Origin of the sequence: Halococcus hamelinensis 100A6, assembly GCF_000336675.1 — an archaeon.
Classification (GTDB): domain Archaea; phylum Halobacteriota; class Halobacteria; order Halobacteriales; family Halococcaceae; genus Halococcus; species Halococcus hamelinensis.
On the sequence record NZ_AOMB01000042.1, the window covers coordinates 81,790 to 100,798 of the forward strand.

The following is a 19,009-nucleotide window of genomic DNA, read 5'->3' on the forward strand; positions in this document are numbered from 1 at the left end:
TCAGCCGTCAGTATTGCACCGATTTCAGATCAGCACTCCGACCAGCCGCAGGACTCGCACGTCTTGCAGCCCTCGGAGTAGTAGAGCGTGAACGAGCCACAGCTCGGACACTCGGGGCTCTCGCCGTTGTCGATGAGTTTCTGGGCGTCCGATTTGGTTCGGCCCCGGTCCGCGGAGCCCTCCTGGGTCGCGACCCCGCCGTCGGGTTCCGCACCGCTCGCCGCGCTCTCGTCGGCGATCTCGTCGAGGTTCGCCTGCTTGGGGTAGGCCTGCTCGATCTCGCCGTCGAGGTAGCGCCGCATCGCGGTGCCGATGGCGTCCGGGATCGACTGGATCTGCTCGCCCTTGTCCCAGGCGACCTTCGGACTTCGCGTGCCGTTGAGTTCGTCGGCGATCTCGACCGGGTCGACGCCCGACCGGAGCGCGGTCGAGATGACCTTCGCGAGCGCCTCGGTGAACGAGTTGGTGAACCCGCCGGAGTGGCCGATGTTGGCGAAGAGCTCGAACGCCCGTCCCTGGTTGTCCTCGTTGATGTTGACGTAGAGCTTGCCGTAGCCCGTGTCGATGCGCTGGGTCACGCCGTGGAGCACGTCGGGCCGGGGCTGCTTCTCGGCGTAGGCGGGCTCGGCGAGCCCGTCGAGGTCGGCGTCGAGCGCCGCCCGGACGTCCTCGTTGTCGAGGAACTCGGAGAGGCCGCCGAAGACCTCCTCGATCTGTTCGGCGATGACCGCCGCCGCCTCGTCCTCGTCGGCGAACTCGGCGTTGTCCGCACGGGTCGTGAGGACCTGCTTCGAACGCGTGCCGTCGCGGTAGACGGTGACGCCCTTCCCGCCGTTGTCGTAGATGTAGCGATAGACCTCGTCCATGTCCTCCTTCGAGGCGCTGTTCGGGAAGTTACAGGTCTTCGAGATGGCCGAGTCCACACCGGCCTGACAGGCACACTGGACCGCCGCGTGCTGTTTCCCGGTGAGGTCCGCGGTCACGACGAACAGCTCGCCGATGGCGTCCGGCACCGAATCGAGCCCCTCGACGCCGTCGAATTCGTTGCTACTCATCTGGTCCTGGGCCTCTCGTTTCACCGCGTCGACGTCGATGTCGTTGGCCTCTAGGACACGGAGGAAGTAGTCGTCGAACTCGACGAGCATCTCGTCGCCCTGGACGTCGTCGGAGACGTTCTTGTAGTAGGCGACGTTGTAGATGGGCTCACAACCGCCGGTGGTGTTGCCGACCATGCTCGTGGTGCCCGTCGGCGCGATGGTCGTCGTGTTGTGGTTGCGCATCGGGAACCCGTCGGCCCAGTCGTCGGCCGACTCCCCAGTTTGAGCCTCGAACCACTCGCGGTACTCGGTGGGGTTCGCGTACTTCGAGTCCGCCCAGTCGTCGAAGCTTCCACGAACTTCGGCGAGGTCGTGGGAGGCGGCCTTCGAGCCGTGGTTGATGTGGGTCATGAGCTGGCGGGCGACCTCGTTGCCCTCCGCGGAGCCGTAGCGCACCCCCAACTGGATGTAGAGCTGGGCGAGGCCCATGACGCCGAGCCCGATCTTCCGCATCTCGCGGACCTTCTGTTCGATCTTCGCCACCGGGAAGTCGCTCATCGTGACGACGTTCTCGAGGAAGCGAGTACCCAATTCGATGCGGCGATCGAACTCCTCGAAGTCGATGGCTTCCTCCAGATAGGCGTCCATCGCGGCCTCGTGGGAGTCGTACTCGGCCTCGTGCTCGGCCGACCAGACCCGCCAGTCGGGCGCGTCGCTCGCGGCGAGCGTCGAGAGGTTGATGTGGCCGAGGTTGCAGGCCTCGTACTCTTCGAGGGGCTGCTCCCCACACGGGTTCGTCGCGAGGATCTCGTGGTCGGGATGCTCCTCGACGTCGAACGAGTGCTCCTTGTTGACGCGTTCGAGGTAGATCACGCCGGGTTCGCCGTTCTGGTAGGCCCCGTCGACGATGTGCTCCCAGAGCGCCTCGGCGGGGATCGAGAGGACCTCGCCGACCTCGACGTGCTCGCCGAGGTCGTAGCACTCGTAGAGCTCCTTCGTCTCGGGCGTGGCGACGTGGGGTTCCTCGGTTCGGGGGTTCGTGAACGTGAACTCGCCGCCCTCCTTCAGCGCGTCCATGAAGTCGTCGGTGACACCCACGGAGATGTTGAAGTTCGAGAGGTGGCCCTCGACGGCGTTCCGGAGGTGTTTCGGGACTCTCCCCTCCTCGTCGATGAGTTCGCGGGCCTCTTCGAGCGCGTCGACGAACTGGGTGTGGGTGAAGTCGTCGGGGTCGTTGAGCCGCAGGGAGTGCGCGAGCGAGACGTCCTTGTTTTTCGCGTGGATGAACTGGATGACGTCCGGGTGGGAGACGCGCATGACGCCCATCTGCGCGCCGCGGCGTGCGCCGCCCTGCGCGATGGTCTCGCACATCTGGTCGTAGGTCCGCATGAAGGTGATCGGGCCGGAGGCGATCCCGCCCGTGCTCCCCACCGCGTCGCCGTAGGGCCGGAGCTTCCAGAACGCGTAGCCCATCCCGCCGCCCGACTGGAAGACCTGGGCGGCCTCTTTGGCCGTCTCGTGGATGTCGTCGATGTCGTCGCCCGGCGAGTCGACGAAGCAGGCGGAAAGCTGCTGGAGTTCGTCGCCGGCGTTCATCAGCGTCGGCGAGTTCGGCATGAACGAGAGGTGTTCCATTGAGTCCCGGAACGATTCGGCCGTCTCCTCGACGTGACTTCGAATCCCCTCGGGGAGGTCGGGAACGATGGTGTCGTAGGCGAACTTGTTGACGTTGTAGGCCGACAGCGCCGTCTCGGCCTCGGAGTCGGCGGTCGTGCCCGTGCCGAAGACCTCGCTCGCGAGCTCGTCGCGGCGCGGGTGGTCCGGTTTCAACTGGTCGGGCCGCACAGTAATATCGACGTCGCGCGCGTCGGCCTCGAAGACCGCCTCCGCGAGCGCGACGTTCTTCGCGACGCGCTCGAAGAGGTCCTCCTGGCTCTCGACGAGCTCGCCGTCGGCGTCCTTCCGGAGATAGCGCGCCGGCAGGATGTTGTCGTAGGCGTTCGCGGTGAGCCGCTCCTGAAGCGTCTCGCCGTCGACGCGCTTGACGGGGAGGTTGACCTCGTCGGCGGAGTTCGCGCGGCTCACGCGTCGTTCCTCCGGGCGGGTACGGGGATTCTGTGGTCGATACACCGGGTGAAGTAAGAGGAAGTCCCAACCATCTGTGACGGGAATCTCCTACTGAAGCGAGGGTGATGAACGCTTCGGCCCGCGTTTTCCTGTACTGGCTCGTCGATCGAAATCAAGGTCCGTTGGCTGGTCATGTTGACACCTGTTTGCGCCCGCACGCGTCCTATCGGGACACTCTCCACCTGAGCACATAACCGTAGGTAGACCAGAGTGAAAGTGGTTTCATCGGTGACGGAATCACCCAACGGGGACGAGATATCGACGCGAAGGCGGAGGGGGTTTTCGGATGGAAATCGGGGGCTGAAATCAGCCTTCGATGACTGGTTCGTCGGAGCGATTCGCGACACCCGCCAGGAAGTTCCGGATGATGTCGTGGCCCACACCAGTCAGCACGCTCTCGGGGTGGAACTGGACGCACTCGATGGGGTACTCGCGGTGGCGGATCCCCATCACGAGGTCGTCGGTGCGTGCGCTCACGGCGAAACAGTCGGGGATCTCCGTCGCGACAAGCGAGTGATATCGGCCCGCGCGGAAGCCCTGGTCCAGCCCCGCGAAGACGCCGTTCCCGTCGTGATCGATGGCGAACGCCTTGCCGTGGACGGGTTCCGGCGCGCGCCCGACCGACCCGCCGTAGGCGTAGACCGCGGCTTCGAGCCCGAGACAGACCCCGAGGGTCGGGATCTCGGGACCCAGTTCGCGGAAGACGTCGAGGGTCACCCCCACGTCGCGGTCGTTCTCGGGGTGGCCCGGACCGGGGCTCACCACGATGGCGTCGGGGTCGTAAGCACGTATCTCGTCGAGCGAAGCGGTGTTCCGGACGACGTGGGTGTCGGCGTGTTCGCTGACGTACTCCACGAGGTTGTAGGTGAACGAATCGAAGTTGTCGACGAACAGCACCCGCGGGCGGTCCGCGGTGGCTTCCGAATCGGTCGTCCCGGTCATCGGCCCGCCTCCGGGATGGAGGGTTCGTCCGATGGGCGCTCGATGCGTTCGAGCGCGGCGAGCACCCCGCCCATCTTGCGCTCGGTCTCCTCGTACTCGCTCGCGGGGTCGGAGTCCGCGACGATGCCCGCGCCCGCCTGCACCACGATTCGGTCGAGCGCGCGTGGGTGCGTGTCGCGTCGTTCGCTCCCGTGGTCGACGAGGGCCGTGCGGATCACGATCGCCACGTCGGCGTCGCCGTCCCACGAGAAGTAACCCACGCCGCCGCCGTAGAGGCCACGGTGGCTGGGTTCGAGGGCGTCGATGATCTCCATCGCGCGGACCTTCGGCGCGCCCGAGAGCGTCCCCATCGGGAAGGTCGCGCGCGTCGCGTCGAAGGCGTCGCGGTCCGCGGCCAATCGACCCGTGACCGTGGACTCGATGTGCTGGACGTGCGAGTACTTCAGCACGCTCATGAAGTCCCGGACCCGGACGGTGGTGGGTTCGCTCACGCGGCGGACGTCGTTGCGCGCGAGGTCCACCAGCATCGTGTGCTCGGCGCGTTCCTTCTCGTCGGCCAGGAGTTCACCCGCGAGTCGGCGGTCCTCGACCGGGCTCTCGCCCCGCTGGCAGGTCCCCGCGAGCGGATTCGAGACGACCTCGTTCTCGCGAACCGAGACCAGCGTCTCGGGGCTCGAACCCACGACCGAGCGCCCGCCGTATTCGAGGAGGTACATGTAGGGCGACGGGTTCACGTCCCGGAGCGCGGCGTAGAGCCCACGGGGATCGACCTCGCCGACGAGTTCACGGGTGCGCGAGAGCACGACCTGGTAGCTGTCGCCGTCCAGGACGTGCTCCTTCGCGCGCCGGACCGCCTCCTCGTAGGCCTCGCGCGACCCGGCGCGTTCGTCCTCGCGTTCGAACCCGCCGAACGTGGGGTCGCCGTTCGAAAGCGCTGCGGTCACCCGCTCGACCTCGCTCACGAGGTCGTCGTAGACCGCACTGGGGTCGTCGCCGGGCCGGAGGAGGGGCGTGAACACCAGCGAGACCTCGTCGGCGGCGTGGTCGAACGCCACGGTCTTCGTCGTGAGCACGAACTGGGCGTCGGGGACGGTCGAGTCGGGGCGGTCGAGCCCCACCTCGTCGAGGTGGAGGTCGTAGACGGCGTCGTAGGCGAGGAAGCCGACGAGCCCGCCCTCTAACTGCTGGCGGTCGCTGTCCGGGAAGTTCACGAGGTCGACGTCGGGGAGCGCGTCGCGGAGGCGGTCGAGGGTGTCGCCCGTGCCGGCGTCGAGCAGGTCGTCGTAGCGCGAATCGAAGGTCTCGACGTCGGTTCCGGTCGGATCGACCGTGACGGCGGCCGCGGGGTCGTAGCCCACGAACGAGTAGCGCGCGTGGCGGTCCTCGGGGGCGGGGGCGAACGCGCCGTCGGGGTCGCTGGAGGCGACCTTCTCGGCGCTCTCCAGCAGGAAGGTGTACTCGGCACCGACGGCGTCGGCGAGCGCCGCGTAGGCCGCCAGCGGTTCGGTATCGCCGTCGAGCGCTGCGGTGGTGTGGACAACGACCGGACCGTCGGCATCGCGCGCGAGTTCGACGAACCGGTCGCGGTCGAGGTCGAGCGGCGAACTCATGCGCGCACCGACTCCACCGTCGCACGCTCGACGAACCGCCGGAGCGCGTCGTGGTCCTTCTTCCCACCGGCTTCCTCGACCCCGCTCGAAACGTCGACCCCGAACGGCTCGGCGGTACGGACCGCGCTCGCGACGTTCTCGGGCGTGAGGCCACCGGCGAGGAGCACCGGGGTATCGAGGTCGGCGACGACCTCGCGTGCGCGCTCCCAGTCGTGGGTCTCGCCCGTCCCGCCCGCGCCGTGCTCGTCGGTCGAGTCCAGCACGATGGCGTCCGCAGCGGTGTACCCCGAGAGGTCGTCGGCCGCATCGACCGCCGCGAACACCGACCGGTCGGTGGCCGCCGCGAGTTCGTCGATCTCCTCGGCCGAGAAGCCGTGGACCTGTATCGCGTCCGCACCCACTCGGTCGACCAGGTCGGCCCCCGCAGCGGGCGAGTCGGGCATCGTGACGAGAACGCTCGTCACGCCGTCGGGTACCCGGTCGACCAGGTCGGCCGCCGCCTCGGGGTCGAGTTCGCGCGGGGTCTCGATCGGCACCCCGGTGACGAAGCCGACCATGTCCGCGCCGGCGTCGACCGCCGCGTGCAGGTCGTCCCCGCGGGTCAGCCCGCAGAGCTTCGCGCGCGTCACGCGGTCTCACCCGGAACCGTCTCCGCCCCGCAGAGCACCGCGAGCGTCTCGGCCGCCGCCCCCGAATCGATGGCCTCGCGGGCCGACGCGACCCCGGCTTCGAGGTCGTCGGCGAGGCCGGCGACGTAGACCGCCGCGCCGGCGTTCGCGAGCACGATGTCGCGTTTCGCGCCCCGGAGGTCGCCGGTCACGATACCCCGGAGGTCGGCGGCGTTCTCCGCGGGCGTGCCGCCCGCGACGGCTTCGACCGGGGCGGCGTCGAGTCCGAGGTCGGCGGGCGTCAGGTCGTACTCCTCGACGTCGTTTCCGTCGACCTCGGCCACCGTCGTCCCGCCGTGGAGGCAGATCTCGTCCATCCCGGAGCCGTGAACCACGAGCGCGCGTTCGACCTCCATCTTCGTGAGCGCGCGGGCCAGTACCGGCACGAGGTCGGGCGAGTAGACCCCGACGACCTGGGCGTCGGCGTTCGCGGGGTTCGTCAGCGGGCCGAGCGCGTTGAAGATCGTCCGCATCCCGAGCTCCTTTCGCGGTCCGATGACCGCCTTCATCGCGGGGTGGAACACCGGGGCGAGCATGAACCCGATCCCGTCGCGCTCGATGGCACGCTCGACGGCCGGCGGTTCGGCCTCGATCTCGACCCCGAGCTCGTCGAGCACGTCGGCGCTCCCCGAGGAGGAGGAGACCGAGTAGTTGCCGTGTTTCGCGACGTTGACGCCCGCACCCGCCGCGACGACCGCGCTCGCCGTCGAGACGTTGATCGTGTCGTGGTCGTCGCCGCCGGTCCCACAGGTGTCGACCAGCGGGCGGGAGTCGGGGTCGATGGTCCGGGCCGCGTTCCGCATCCCCTGGGCGAACCCCGCGATCTCGGTCTCGGTCTCGCCCTTCGCCCGGAGCGCCGCGAGCAGCGCCCCGATCTGGGCGTCGGTCGCGTTCTCGAACACCGCCGCCGCGGCCGCTCGGGCCGTCGACAGGTCGAGGTCCTCGCCGTCCGTCACGCGCTCGATGTGCTCTTTCATTGGATCACGGATGTACTACTTCGCGTTGTAATGGACAAATCCGTACATCGACTTAAACGTGTCGTCGCCGGTCGCGGCGCGCCCGTCGGCTGGGTCGTTTCGAAACGTTCAATTGTGCCCCGGCGGAACCACTATTCCCAAGACGGGTTCGTGGTCTAGGCTGGTTATGACACCTCCTTGACATGGAGGAGGCCGGCGGTTCAAATCCGCCCGAACCCACTCGTTCTCCGGATCGAATCTAACGACGGCACAGCGGAACGGTCGGTTTTCTTGCGGAGTCGAGGCATCGCGTTTCCCGGTGTGGAGGGGTCGATACCCCTCCTTCGCTGCTCTTGCGTAGCTGTGGCGATACGTGTCGACGTACCGCAACGAACCGAGAAACCGAGGTCAGTGGATGAGGATCACGTGCCCGCACTCCGGGCACTCGATCTTGTCGTCGTCCGATTCGAACTCCACGGCGTTCTCACATTCGTTGCATCGTTTCTCCATTCGACTGTATTGGTACCGAATGGCAAAGGGACTTCCGACGGTCCGCCGACGGACCGCGCGGTTGAAACCGATACCATCCCGATCCGACCCATGAGCAACCACGAGCCGGACCAGCCGCCGCGCGAGGAGTTCCACCACGACCCCATCGAACACGCGACGGTTTCGGGAGGGATGACCGTGGGCGAACTCGCGACCGAGTACGGGAAGGCGGGCATCGGCGCGAACGCGCTCGCGGAGGCGGTCGACATCTACGCCGAGATGCTCGACCCCGAGGTGACGAGCTTCTTTGGCCTCGCGGGCGCGATGGTGCCCGCCGGGATGCGTCAGGTCGTCGTCGACCTCATCCGGGACGGCCACATCGACGTGCTCGTCACCACCGGCGCGAACCTCACCCACGACGCCATCGAGGCCATCGGCGGCAAGCACCACCACGGTCGCGCCGGGCCGCACGACACGCGATCCGGCGCTCCCTGCTCACGCTCGCCCGAAGGCTCGCGTGAACACGGCCGCGACCACGGCAACGGGAGTCTTCGAGACCACGACGAGACGCTTCGCGACGAACAGGTCGACCGGATCTTCGACGTCTACCTCCCACAGGAACACTTCGCGCTGCTCGAAACGCACCTCCGCGAGGAGGTCTTTCCCGCGATAGAGGAGACGGTGAGCATCCAGCGGTTGACCGACGAACTCGGGCGCGCGAACGCCGAGGTCAACGAGGAGGAAGGGGTCGACGAGGACCCGGGTATCGTCGCCGCCGCCCACGAACACGACGTACCGGTCTACGCCCCCGCGATCCAGGACTCCGTGCTGGGTCTCCAGGCGTGGCTCTACTCCCAGACCACGGATTTCTCGCTCGACGCGCTCGACGACATGAACGGGTTGAACGACATCGCCTACGAGGCCGAGAGTACGGGCGCGGTCGTGGTCGGCGGCGGAGTACCCAAAAACTACGTGCTCCAGACCATGCTGGTCGCGCCCGACGCCTACGACTACGCCGTCCAGCTGACGATGGACCCCGAACACGCCGGCGGGCTCTCGGGGGCGACCCTGGAGGAGGCTCGGTCGTGGGGCAAGCTCGAAAAGGCCGCCCGGAACGCGAGCGTCTACGCCGACGCGACCATCACCCTGCCGCTGGTCGTGGCGGCCGCCCGCGAGCGCGCCGGCGAGACCGAGTAACCCCGAAATCGAACAACCGCGGTCCCCGGATTACTCCGCGAGGTCGACCACGTCGTCGCGGAACTCCTCGACCGAGGTGGAGTACTCGCCGATCCGATCCCCCTCGTCGTCGTACTGTACCACGTCGACGTCGTCGTCGGCGACGCCGACGACTTCGAGGCTCGTGCCGTCGTCGAGCCGGTACCGGTCGCCAGCGGCGACCTCGGGTTCCCCGTTGTCGCCGGCCCCCTCGTCCTCGTTCATACCCCGTCTCCACCCGCGACCGGTTTGAGTCTGTTCCTCCGTCGTGTTCCCGATCTGTGTACGACCCGTATCGGCCCCATCCCATCCGACCGGCGACGAGCGCCGCGTTCGTCACGGCTCCGCCCCGCCGGCCGTCTCGTAGGCTCCAGCAATACCCTCCGGAACCCTTGATCCCCGTCAGACCTCGCCGTGACCCGGGGATACTATGAGTGGAGGACTCTACGTGTCTCCAAGGTTAGCCGGCATATCGCCGGTGCTCCGATCTGATTCACAATGAACACAGTCGAACGCTGGAAACAGGAGAAGCATCCGCTCGACGTCATCGAGGACGTCCGGGAGTACGCCGAAGAGGGGCTCTCGTTTGACGAGATCGAAGAACGCGCTGGCGACGGCGAGTGGGAACGGCTCAAGTGGGCCGGGATGTACAGCCACGGGGTACAGGACGGCTACTTCATGATGCGGACGAAGGTCCCCGGCGGCTATCTCACGCCCGAACAGGGTGAGGTCGTCGGGGAGGTCGCCGACGAGTTCGCCACCGCGCCCGAGGAGTACGGCGGCGACCAACAGAACGACCTCTGGGGCGACGCCTACGTCGACATCACGACGCGCCAGGACTTCCAGGAACACTGGATCGAGGTCGAGGACGTCCCCGAGATCTGGAATCGCTACGACGACGTGGGGTTGACCACGATCCAGGGCTGTGGCGACTCCGCACGCAACGTCCTGGGCTGCCCGGCGGCGGGCCTCGACCACCACGAGGTCTTCGACGCCCAGCCCGTGATCGACGCGGTCTCGGATTTCTTCACCGAGAATCGGGAGTACGGCAACCTCCCCCGGAAGTTCAAGATCACCATCACCGGCTGCCGCGAGGACTGCGCCCAGTCCCAGATCAACGACGTCGGGATGACGCCGGCACGCCGCGAGGTCGACGGCCAGTACCAGTACGGCTTCCACGTCCGCGTCGGCGGCGGGCTCTCGGACGGCCCGCGGATGGGCTCGGAGCTCGACGTGTTCGTCCCGCCGGAGGACGCCGTCGAGTTCACCCGCGCCGTCGCCCAGACGTTCAAGGAGCTCGGCAACCGGTTCAACCGCGGCGTCTGCCGGATGCGCTATCTCGTCCAGCAGATGGGGCCCGAGAAGTTCGAGGAAGCGGTTCGCGACCGATGTACGGTCGACCTCGATACTCGCGGCGAGGACCTCACGGAAGGCTACACGGGCGACCACGTCGGCGTCCACAAACAGCGCGACGAGGACCTCCGATACGTCGGTTTCAACGTCGTCGCGGGTCGGATGGGCGGCGACGAGTTCGCCGAGGCCGCCCGCGCGGCGGAGAAACACGGTACCGACGAGGCGAGCCTCCGCCTCGCGACGGATCAGAACTTCCTGATCACCCACATCCCCGAGGAGAACGTCGACGACCTCCTCGCGGAGCCGTTCGCGGAGAACTACCAGCCGGATCCCGGTCCGTTCGCGCGCGGCGCGGTCGGGTGTACGGGGAGCGAGTTCTGTAACTACGGGATCATCGAGACCAAGAATCGCGTGAAGCGGTGGGCCCGCGAACTCGACGACCGTATCGATACCCCCGACGACCTCGAAGTCGTCCGGATGCACATGTCGGGCTGTTCGGCCTCCTGCGCCCAGCCCCAGATCGCCGACATCGGCTTCCGCGGCGAGACGGTCAAGACGGATATCGACGACGCGGACGACGAGAACGACGCGATCGTCGAGGGGATGGACTTCGGCCTCGGCGGTTCGCTGGGTGCCGACAACGAGTTCCTCGACTGGGTCGAGCACGCGGTGCCCGCGACCGCGGTGATCCCGGCGCTCGAAAAGCTGTTCACGGCCTACACCGACGAGCGCGAGGAGGGCGAGCGCTTCTACGAGTGGTGTCGCCGTGCCGGCAACGACGAACTCCGGGCCGTGATGCAACAGGCGGACGCCAACGTCTCGGGAGGTGTCGCGGCGGATGACTGACCGCGACCCCCTCCCCGGCGTGCCGAGGACGAGCGACGACGGCGACGGCGACGAGTGCTGTACCGACGGGCAGTGTACCTGCGGCGGGCAGGAGTCGGAACCCCAGGCCATCGCCGACGGCGGCATGAAGTCGGCGAACGTCGACGAGAACGGCAGCCTCGGCGACGTCCAGTTCACCGAACCCGCGGCCGAGGGCACGAGTCAGAAGATCGAGAACGGCGACTCGCCGGACACCCGTGTCGGGGTCCCGGATGGTGTGGACCTCGACACGCCGGGCTACTCGATCCGCTCGGAGATGAACGACATCGAGGAGCCAGACGACAAGACCTGGTTCATGGAGCTCGACACCGCCGTGATCGACGACGGCCGGTGTATCCAGTGTGGGACCTGTGTGGCCTCCTGTCCCTCGGACTCGATCGGGATCGGCGACGACGGGCTGCCCGAACTGGTGAAGATGTGTACGGGCTGTTCGCTGTGCTGGGACTTCTGTCCCCGCGGCGGCCTGCGCTACGAGCGCCAGTGGAAGATCACCGGCGGCGAGGACAACGTGAAGGGCGCGGGCGACCCGATCACCGAGTTCTCGGCGAAGGTCGAGGAGGACTGGCGCGGGAACGCCCAGGACGGCGGCGTGGTCTCCTCGCTCCTGATCCACCTGCTGGAGGACGGCGAGATCGACGGCGCGCTGATCGCCACCGAGGGCGAGGACGAGGCCTGGAAGGCCGAGAGCTTCCTCGCCACGACCCCCGAGGACGTCATCGAGAACGCGGGCAGCTTCTACAACCAGACGATGGCGCTCGGGAACCTCGACCTCGAACAGTGGGAGCACAAACTCCCCGACAAGGACCCCGAGGACCTCTCGCTCGCGATGGTCGGCACGCCCTGTGAGATCGAGGGCATCCGCGCGCTCCAGGACTTCTCGTGGGACTACCAGTCCCAGAACGAGGGCGTCCGCGCGGTGGATTACACCATCGCGCTGATGTGTACGAAGAACTTCAACTACGAGCGACTCATCGGGGAGCAGATCGAGGAGAAACGCGGGATATCGCCCGACGAGATCGGCAAGCTCGACATCCTCCACGGGAACATGTACGTCTACGGCCACGACGGCGAGGAGCTCCTCACCGAGGACATCGAGAACTTCCACGACGCCGCCCTGAAGGGCTGTGACGAGTGTGCGGACTTCACGGGCTACGCCGCCGACATCACCGTGGGTTCGGTGGGGTCGAGCGACGAGTTCTCCAGCGTGATCGTCCGGACCGAACAGGGTCTCGACGCGTGGGAGCACACCGAGGCCGACCTCACGTACCACGACCTCGAGGACCGCGGCGCGGTCGGCGGGCTCCAGTCCTGGGACAAGAAGAAGGCGTTCAACTCCCTCAAACGGCCGTTCGACCCGGACGCGCCGCGGTTCATCGAGTACACCGAACACGCCGAGAACTACGGCACCGTGCTCAACCCCCACGAAGCCGACCACTGAATCGCCGCGCGTCCGAACTTTCGAGGTCGTATCGGCGGGAACGTTTTTGCTCGCGAGGGCGGTGCGGTTCGTGTGGAAAAAGTCAACATCGACGATGTGGACGTCGTCACCAACCCGCTCGAAGTCCACTCGGTTCGGAAGCCGGTTTCGAGCGCCCTCGGCACCGAGGACTTCGCGATGAACTACTTCGAACTCGAACCCGGCGAGTCGTTCTCCGGGGGCCTCCACACCCACCACGACCAGGAGGAGGTCTTCTACGTCCAGGAGGGCACCGCGACGTTCGAGGTGGGCCGTGAGCGCGAGGAGACCGAGATCGAGGCGGGCGGGCTGATTCGATTCGCGCCCGGCGAGTTCCAGATCGGGAAGAACGACTCCGACGACCGGGTGGTCGGGTTCGCGCTCGGCGCGCCGAAGGCCCGCCACGACTTCGAGGAGATCGAATCGCTGGTCCACTGCCGGGAGTGTGGCGAGGAGACCGTCCACGAGCTCGACCTCACGGACGAGGGCCAGTTCGAGTTCACCTGCACCGAGTGCGGCAACGAGTTCGCGACGGGGTGATCCGCCGCGGCAGGTGCGCGGTCGGCACGAACGGGAGAGCTGGTAGTCCGGCGGTTGAGCTCAGTCGTCGAGGAGGGCGTCGTCGCCGTGGCGTTCGCGGAGGTCTCGAAGATACTCGCGCTGGTCGCGAAGCCGGTCGGGGAGGTCGTCGTAGGCGTCGGCGAACAGGTCGTCCGGGTCGGCCTCGGCGCTCCCCTCGGCCGTCTCGATGACGTCGGTGACTTCGCTCTCGACTTCGGTTTCGATGGCGTCGACGCGCTCGTCGTCGAGCCGGCCGGTGTCGCGGAGGAAGCGTTCGAGCCGCGGGATCGGGTCCTTCTCCCTCCACTCCTCGACCGCGCCCTCCTCGCGGTAGACCGAGGGGTCGTCGGCGGTGGTGTGGGCCCCGAAGCGGTACTGGACGGCCTCGATCATGGTCGGGCGGGGGGTTCCGTCGTCGGTTCCCTCTCGGGCCTTCTCGACGGCCCGTTTCGTCACCTGGTACATCGCGAGGGGGTCCATCCCGTCGACTCGGATCCCCTCGAAGCCGTAGGCCTCGGCCTTCCGGGCGAGCGTGGTCGAGGCGGTCTGGCGTTCGCGGGGGGTCGAGATCGCCCACTGGTTGTTGTTGCAGACGAAGACGTTCGGCGTGTCGAACACCCCCGCGAAGTTCATCGCCTCGTGGAAGTCGCCCTCGCTGGTCGCGCCGTCGCCGAAGTGGCTCACGAACGCCTTGTCCTCGCCCTTGAGTTTCGAGGCCCACGCCATCCCGACCGCGTGGGGCAGGTGGTCGCCGATGGTGATGTTGAGCGGCGCGATGTTGACCTCGGCGAGCGCAGCGTTGGCCGACTCGTGGCCCATCCAGTACTGGAGGTACTCGGCGAGCATTCCTCTCACGACGACCGCGCCGTGCTCGCGGTACTGATAGAGCACCCAATCGCGCTCGTCGAGCGCGTACATCGACCCGATCTGGGAGCCCTCCTGGCCGGCGAGCGAGGAGTAGGTCCCGAGTCGCCCCTGGCGCTGGAGGCTGATCAGGCGCTCGTCGAGGTGGCGCGCGAAGCGCATGTCGCGGTAGATGGAGACGAACGTCTCGTCCGGGAGGGCCGGCACGGTCGCGCCGTCGACGACCTGGCCGTCGGGATCGAGCACCTGCACGCGGTCCTCTCCCCGTGTGCGATCTGTAGTCACGGTTCCCGAAACCTGTGTGGCGCGGCGGCATAGCGTTTCCGTCCACGAGGAAAACCGTCTTGCCGGTCGCGTTCGTCGCGTCGGATGGCCGATGACGAGCCACGGTTCCGAACCGGACTCGGCACCCGGATGGTGACGAACCCTATGAGTACCGAGGCCCAACCCGAATTCCGATGAAACGCCATGTGGATCGCCCGGGAGACGACGAACTCATCGCTGGACCGTTCGCACTAACTACTCCGGGGAAAACAGTTCCTCTATCTGGCATTCGAAGAAGCCGGCAAGCGCGAACGCGAGTTCGAGTGAGGGGTCGTACCGCTCGCGTTCGATGGCGTTGATAGTCTGCCGCGAGACGTCTACAGCCGCAGCGAGTTCTCCCTGCGAGAGCTCGTGATACTCACGATACTCAGGGACGACATTGTTCATCGACGCCCGCGTGCCACCACCAGAAAACCACCCCAAAGCGCGAACATGACGGCGATGAACCCGCCAACAGGCGCGAGCCACATGGGGAACTCAACATACCCGAGGCCAGCCAGTGCCGAGACCACCGGGAAGACGACCGCCGACGTGAGGCCGACTACCCGGATAGTGTTCGCGCTGGCCTCCTTGATGATACTCGCATCACGCTCATCGAACATCGATTCTGGCTCTCCAAGTGTGAACGTCGCACCTCCAAGGACGAAGAACGCGACAGCACCCACCGCCGGGTAGCCAGCCACGGTCGTCCCAACGAAGACCATGGTTGCAAGCGCCCACAGCCCGATGTACAGCAGTCGATTCCGATTCGTCGTTCTGGTGTAGCTCGTTTCAGTCATGCTGTCAACCTCGCTTTACAGTAAAATGTGCTTTACACACGATATTAAATCTTGTGGCACTCCCCAACGGGGTCAGCCGAGTTCGGTTCGACGATAGAACCGAGAGTCGACCAGCTGCACTGTCCACGAACTGACTCGGTACGATCGCCGATACATCGCTCCCAGATATTGAAGAGGCGTCAGTTTTAATAGGAAGTGTAAAATACGCTTTACTGTAAAGGGTGGTTTACACATCATGACGACGATCCAAACCGGTTCGGGAATCACTCGCCAGACGTACAGTCGGCTCGTATACGCCATCGGTGGGATAGGCATAATCGGTCTCCTCGCCGGAATGGTACTCGGGCAACATCTCGCAGGCACTGTCGTCTACTTGCTTGGTGTCTGGATCGGCGGCGGAATCGCCCTCGTCGCACCACTGTGGAGCGACACAAAGCTTCAGGACGAACGAGATTACGACCTCCACAACCGAGCAAGCGGATTGACGATCGGTATCACCATGGTAGCCGGATTGAGTGTCGTTCCAGTAATCTATGTTCTCGATGCCGGTGGATACGTCGGTCTCGCGGGAGCAGTAGGTGGTGCGATCTTCGTTCTATCAGGACTATTCTTACTGTACGGTATCTGTTTCGGGGTCGTCAAACGTCGCAACTAGTCGGTAGTTCGCGCATATCGGTCATCATACCCGGACTGCTGACCGACTTCACCGGGTTCCTGTTCGTGATCCCCTCCGTAGCGCGCTCGAACCCTGGTGGTCATCCAGTCCGGCCGTGAGAAGATCCGCGACGGCTCCCACAACATCCAGGTTGGCGGAAGCCTCGGAAACACGGCGGGCGGTGGTGGTTTCGACGAGCAGAACCGAACCGGAGGTGCCGAGACGGAAAGCCACGAACGAGCACTCACGGTTGCCATCGTGGCGGAGTCGGTCTCTGCGCCAATCGGTCTCCTCGGCGGTCATGGTCCGTGATACGCATCGACGACCATAGCCGTTCGCCCGGTCCCGGCGGTCGCGAGGCGTTCGACGGGACCCCGGTCGGACGGCGCGAACGCGTCGCTGGTCGGGATAGCGCTCGAAAAATTTCGGTGAGTGAGAGTCCGCGTACGCTACTCGTCCGACTTACAGTCGGGTGAGGTTGGTCGCGCGCGGGCCTTTGTCAGCCTGTTCGATGTCGAATTCGACTTCCGTGTCCTCTTCGAGATCCGGGCCGCCGATGTCTTCCATGTGGAAGAACACGTCCTCGTCCGAGTCCTCAGTGTCGATGAAGCCGTAGCCGCCAGTGTCGTTGAAGAAATCAACCGTGCCTTTTGCCATTGCTTCTAAAGCCAACGCCCACCGGGTCATAAGAATTGCGCGAGTCGCGGTATCATGCGGGGTGCGATGGACACACATCCAAAAATCGATAATCATGGAAGATGGAACCGGAAGCCGTGGCTCCCCGGTCGGATGCTCGGAAAATGCTCGGTCGGGGATTTGAACTTCGGAAGACGGTCGCTCACTACGCTCGCGCTGCGACTTCCGTGCTCAAATCCGCCTCCCTGCGCGCTTCGCTCGTCACTTCGTTCCTCGCTGTAGTGCTCGGTCGGGGATTTGAACCCCGGTCTTCGGCTCGAAAGGCCAAAATGATTGGCCGGACTACACCAACCGAGCGGACGCATCGAATGCTTCCGGACTATTCGGGTTAAGGGTTGCGTTCCGCGTTCAGTGCCCCTCGAATTCGGGGTCCGAATCGCCCATGAACGCGGTGACGCCCTCCATCAGGTCGTCGGTGTTGATGAGGTGGCCGAACGCCTGGGATTCGATCTCCAGCCCGGCCTCGGTGTCCTCCCACCCTCGAAGCATCACGCGCTTGGTGAGCTTCTGGGCCACCGGCGGGCCGGCGGCGAGGTCGGCGGCGAGGTCGTGGGCGGCCTCCCGGAACTCGTTCTTCGAGACCACGTCGGTGACGAAGCCGTAGTCGGCCATCTCCTCGGCCTCGTAGCGCTCGGCGGTGAGGATGATCTCCTTCGCGCGCCCCTCGCCGACGATGTGCTGGAGGCGCTGGGTGCCGCCCCAGCCGGGCAGGAGGCCGAGGTTCAACTCGGGCTGGCCGAACTGCGAGGGTTCGGTGGCGATCCGGAGGTCCGCGCACATCGCGAGCTCCATCCCGCCGCCGAGGCAGTAGCCGTCGATGGCCGCCACGACGGGCATCGGGCACTCCTCCAGTTTGCCGAAGGTATCCTTGCCCTTCTTCGAGAGGTCGATGGCTTCGAGCGGGTCGGCGCTCGCCGCCATCGATTGCACATCTGCACCCGCCGAGAACGCGTCGTCGCCCGCGCCCGTGATCAGCACCGCGCGCACCTCGTCGTCGTCCTCGAACAGCTCGATGGCGGCGGCGAGCTCGTCGAGCACGTCCACGTTGATGGTGTTCATCCGGTGGGGGCGGTCGATGACGATCTCGCCCACCATGTCGCCCGGATACTCGATTCCGACCGTTTCGAACTCGACCTCGTCGCCATCACCGTCGTCCGTGGTCCCGTAGAAGCCCTCGCCCGCGAGCTCTTCGAGTGCGGGGGCGGGTTCGTAGCGCGCCGCGCCGGTCTCGTCGTAGACGTCGGAAAGCGTCTCGTAGAGCGAGTCGAGGCCCTTGTTGTCGGCGAGCTTCGCGGGGCCGTTCGGGAACCCGGCCCCCAGCATCACGGCCTCGTCGATGTCCTCGGCGGGCGCGACGTCGTTGCCGACGAGTTTGGCGACCTCGTTCGCCATCACGGCCAGCAATCGGGACTCGATCTCGTCGGTACCGGCGTCGGTCGGGATCTCCGCGCCGTCGCCGTCCTCGTAGTCGTAGAATCCTTTGCCTGTCTTCTTCCCGAGTTCCTCGGCCTCGACCTTCGATTCGAGCAGCGGGCACGGCGCGTAGGCCTCGCCGAGCACGTCGTGCATATAGTCGAGAACGTGATAGCCCACGTCGATCCCCACTTGGTCGGCGAGTTCGAAGCTCCCCATCGGGAGACCCATGTCGAACTTCGTGGTGCTGTCGACTTCCGCCATCGTCGCCACGTCGTCTTCGACCAGCCACGCCGCCTCGTTCATCAGCGGCACGAGGATTCGATTGACGATGAACCCCGGACTGTCCTTGCGAACGCGCACGGGCGTCTTGCCGAACGCCTCGGCGAGCGCCTCGATGGTCTCGATGGTTTCGTCGTCGGTGTGCGCACCCGAGATCACTTCCACCAACTGCATTCTCACGGGGGGATTGAAGAAGTGCATCCCGCAGAACTGACCCGGGCGTTCGGTGACCTCCGCGAGGTCGGTGATCGAGAGCGAGGACGTGTTGGTGGCGAACAGCGCCTCCTCCGGCGCGTACTGTTCGACCTCCTGATAGACGTCCTGCTTGATGTCCATCTTCTCGGGGACCACCTCGATGATCACGTCCGTGTTCGAGACGGTCTCCTCGACGTCGACCAGCGTCGTCACGCGGTCGAGCGCGGCTTCGGCCTCCTCCTCGGTCAACTGGCCCTTCTCCTCGAGCTTCCCGACGCTCCATTCGAGCTGGTCGTATCCCTTTTCAACTAGCTCCTCGTTGATATCGCGCAGACGGACGTCGTAGCCCGCGAGCGCAGCGACCTCGGCGATGCCGTGGCCCATGTTTCCCGCGCCGAGCACGGCAACGGTCTCGATGTCGTCGACGTTCATGATTCACCGTTACAACTCACCGGCGGGATTTCAACGTTTCCGTCCGCCCGGCTCCCGGTTCACCACCACG

At 66.0% G+C, this 19,009-nt stretch carries 17 protein-coding genes and 2 tRNA genes; 6 read left to right on the forward strand and 13 right to left on the reverse strand.

Translation table 11 applies throughout. The features are described 5' to 3' along the window. Positions 1–29 precede the first annotated feature (29 nt). The 5 genes from C447_RS15505 to trpD all read right to left on the reverse strand — a co-directional run bounded on the left by C447_RS15505 (position 30) and on the right by trpD (position 7,361). Positions 30–3,122, reverse strand: a complete 3,093-nt coding sequence (locus C447_RS15505; RefSeq protein ID WP_007695597.1) for an adenosylcobalamin-dependent ribonucleoside-diphosphate reductase — start codon at positions 3,120–3,122, stop codon at positions 30–32. A 348-nt stretch (positions 3,123–3,470) separates the two neighbouring features. Beyond that, positions 3,471–4,106 (reverse strand): anthranilate synthase component II, encoded by a 636-nt coding sequence (trpG, locus tag C447_RS15510; protein WP_007695598.1) that lies wholly within the window; start codon positions 4,104–4,106, stop codon positions 3,471–3,473. Beyond that, entirely contained in the window at positions 4,103–5,716 is a 1,614-nt protein-coding gene (gene trpE, locus C447_RS15515; protein ID WP_007695599.1) for an anthranilate synthase component I, read from the reverse strand. The genes trpG and trpE overlap by 4 nt, the downstream gene beginning before the upstream one ends. Continuing rightward, the gene (locus C447_RS15520) at positions 5,713–6,345 is read right to left on the reverse strand and encodes a phosphoribosylanthranilate isomerase (RefSeq protein WP_007695600.1); all 633 of its coding nucleotides are present in this window, start codon (positions 6,343–6,345) and stop codon (positions 5,713–5,715) included. The genes trpE and C447_RS15520 overlap by 4 nt, the downstream gene beginning before the upstream one ends. Beyond that, on the reverse strand, positions 6,342–7,361 hold the full coding sequence (trpD, locus tag C447_RS15525) for an anthranilate phosphoribosyltransferase (RefSeq protein ID WP_007695603.1): 1,020 nt from the start codon (positions 7,359–7,361) through the stop codon (positions 6,342–6,344). The genes C447_RS15520 and trpD overlap by 4 nt, the downstream gene beginning before the upstream one ends. Positions 7,362–7,505: 144 nt before the next feature. Here trpD and C447_RS15530 point away from each other — a divergent pair. Then, positions 7,506–7,580: transfer RNA gene (locus C447_RS15530), tRNA-Val, on the forward strand. 360 nt (positions 7,581–7,940) lie between these two features. Next, on the forward strand, positions 7,941–9,026 hold the full coding sequence (locus tag C447_RS15535; RefSeq protein WP_007695607.1) for a deoxyhypusine synthase: 1,086 nt from the start codon (positions 7,941–7,943) through the stop codon (positions 9,024–9,026). Positions 9,027–9,056: 30 nt separating this feature from the next. On the opposite strand, the gene C447_RS15540 is transcribed toward C447_RS15535, so the two are convergent. Beyond that, on the reverse strand, positions 9,057–9,269 hold the full coding sequence (locus C447_RS15540) for a hypothetical protein (RefSeq protein WP_007695609.1): 213 nt from the start codon (positions 9,267–9,269) through the stop codon (positions 9,057–9,059). 273 nt (positions 9,270–9,542) lie between these two features. On the opposite strand from C447_RS15540, the gene C447_RS15545 reads away from it, so the two are divergent. The 3 genes from C447_RS15545 to C447_RS15555 all read left to right on the forward strand — a co-directional run bounded on the left by C447_RS15545 (position 9,543) and on the right by C447_RS15555 (position 13,278). Continuing rightward, positions 9,543–11,243: a nitrite/sulfite reductase gene (locus C447_RS15545; RefSeq protein WP_007695611.1), complete on the forward strand. Its 1,701-nt coding sequence runs from the start codon at positions 9,543–9,545 to the stop codon at positions 11,241–11,243. Beyond that, positions 11,236–12,720: a Coenzyme F420 hydrogenase/dehydrogenase, beta subunit C-terminal domain gene (locus tag C447_RS15550; protein WP_007695613.1), complete on the forward strand. Its 1,485-nt coding sequence runs from the start codon at positions 11,236–11,238 to the stop codon at positions 12,718–12,720. The genes C447_RS15545 and C447_RS15550 overlap by 8 nt, the downstream gene beginning before the upstream one ends. 72 nt (positions 12,721–12,792) lie before the next feature. Beyond that, positions 12,793–13,278 (forward strand): cupin domain-containing protein, encoded by a 486-nt coding sequence (locus C447_RS15555; RefSeq protein ID WP_029601984.1) that lies wholly within the window; start codon positions 12,793–12,795, stop codon positions 13,276–13,278. A 60-nt stretch (positions 13,279–13,338) separates the two neighbouring features. Here C447_RS15555 and pdhA read toward each other — a convergent pair whose 3' ends face one another. From pdhA to C447_RS15570, 3 genes are all read right to left on the reverse strand, one after another. Continuing rightward, on the reverse strand, positions 13,339–14,448 hold the full coding sequence (gene pdhA / locus C447_RS15560; protein WP_007695616.1) for a pyruvate dehydrogenase (acetyl-transferring) E1 component subunit alpha: 1,110 nt from the start codon (positions 14,446–14,448) through the stop codon (positions 13,339–13,341). Between the two features lie 234 nt (positions 14,449–14,682). Further along, complete coding sequence (locus tag C447_RS15565) at positions 14,683–14,874, reverse strand: helix-turn-helix transcriptional regulator (RefSeq protein WP_007695618.1); 192 nt, start codon at positions 14,872–14,874, stop codon at positions 14,683–14,685. After that, complete coding sequence (locus C447_RS15570; protein ID WP_007695621.1) at positions 14,871–15,266, reverse strand: hypothetical protein; 396 nt, start codon at positions 15,264–15,266, stop codon at positions 14,871–14,873. Before C447_RS15570 ends, C447_RS15565 begins: the two co-directional genes overlap by 4 nt. 235 nt (positions 15,267–15,501) lie before the next feature. On the opposite strand from C447_RS15570, the gene C447_RS17465 reads away from it, so the two are divergent. Then, positions 15,502–15,921, forward strand: a complete 420-nt coding sequence (locus C447_RS17465) for a DUF2178 domain-containing protein (RefSeq protein ID WP_007695623.1) — start codon at positions 15,502–15,504, stop codon at positions 15,919–15,921. Positions 15,922–15,969: 48 nt separating this feature from the next. On the opposite strand, the gene C447_RS18380 is transcribed toward C447_RS17465, so the two are convergent. The 4 genes from C447_RS18380 to C447_RS15595 all read right to left on the reverse strand — a co-directional run bounded on the left by C447_RS18380 (position 15,970) and on the right by C447_RS15595 (position 18,939). After that, positions 15,970–16,224: a hypothetical protein gene (locus C447_RS18380; protein WP_193361387.1), complete on the reverse strand. Its 255-nt coding sequence runs from the start codon at positions 16,222–16,224 to the stop codon at positions 15,970–15,972. A 159-nt stretch (positions 16,225–16,383) separates the two neighbouring features. After that, entirely contained in the window at positions 16,384–16,578 is a 195-nt protein-coding gene (locus C447_RS15585; protein ID WP_007695627.1) for a cold-shock protein, read from the reverse strand. 261 nt (positions 16,579–16,839) lie between these two features. Further along, positions 16,840–16,914, reverse strand: a tRNA-Glu gene (locus C447_RS15590). A gap of 51 nt (positions 16,915–16,965) precedes the next feature. Beyond that, a complete protein-coding gene (locus C447_RS15595; RefSeq protein WP_007695629.1) occupies positions 16,966–18,939 on the reverse strand; it encodes a 3-hydroxyacyl-CoA dehydrogenase/enoyl-CoA hydratase family protein in 1,974 nt (657 codons plus the stop codon). Positions 18,940–19,009 lie beyond the last annotated feature (70 nt).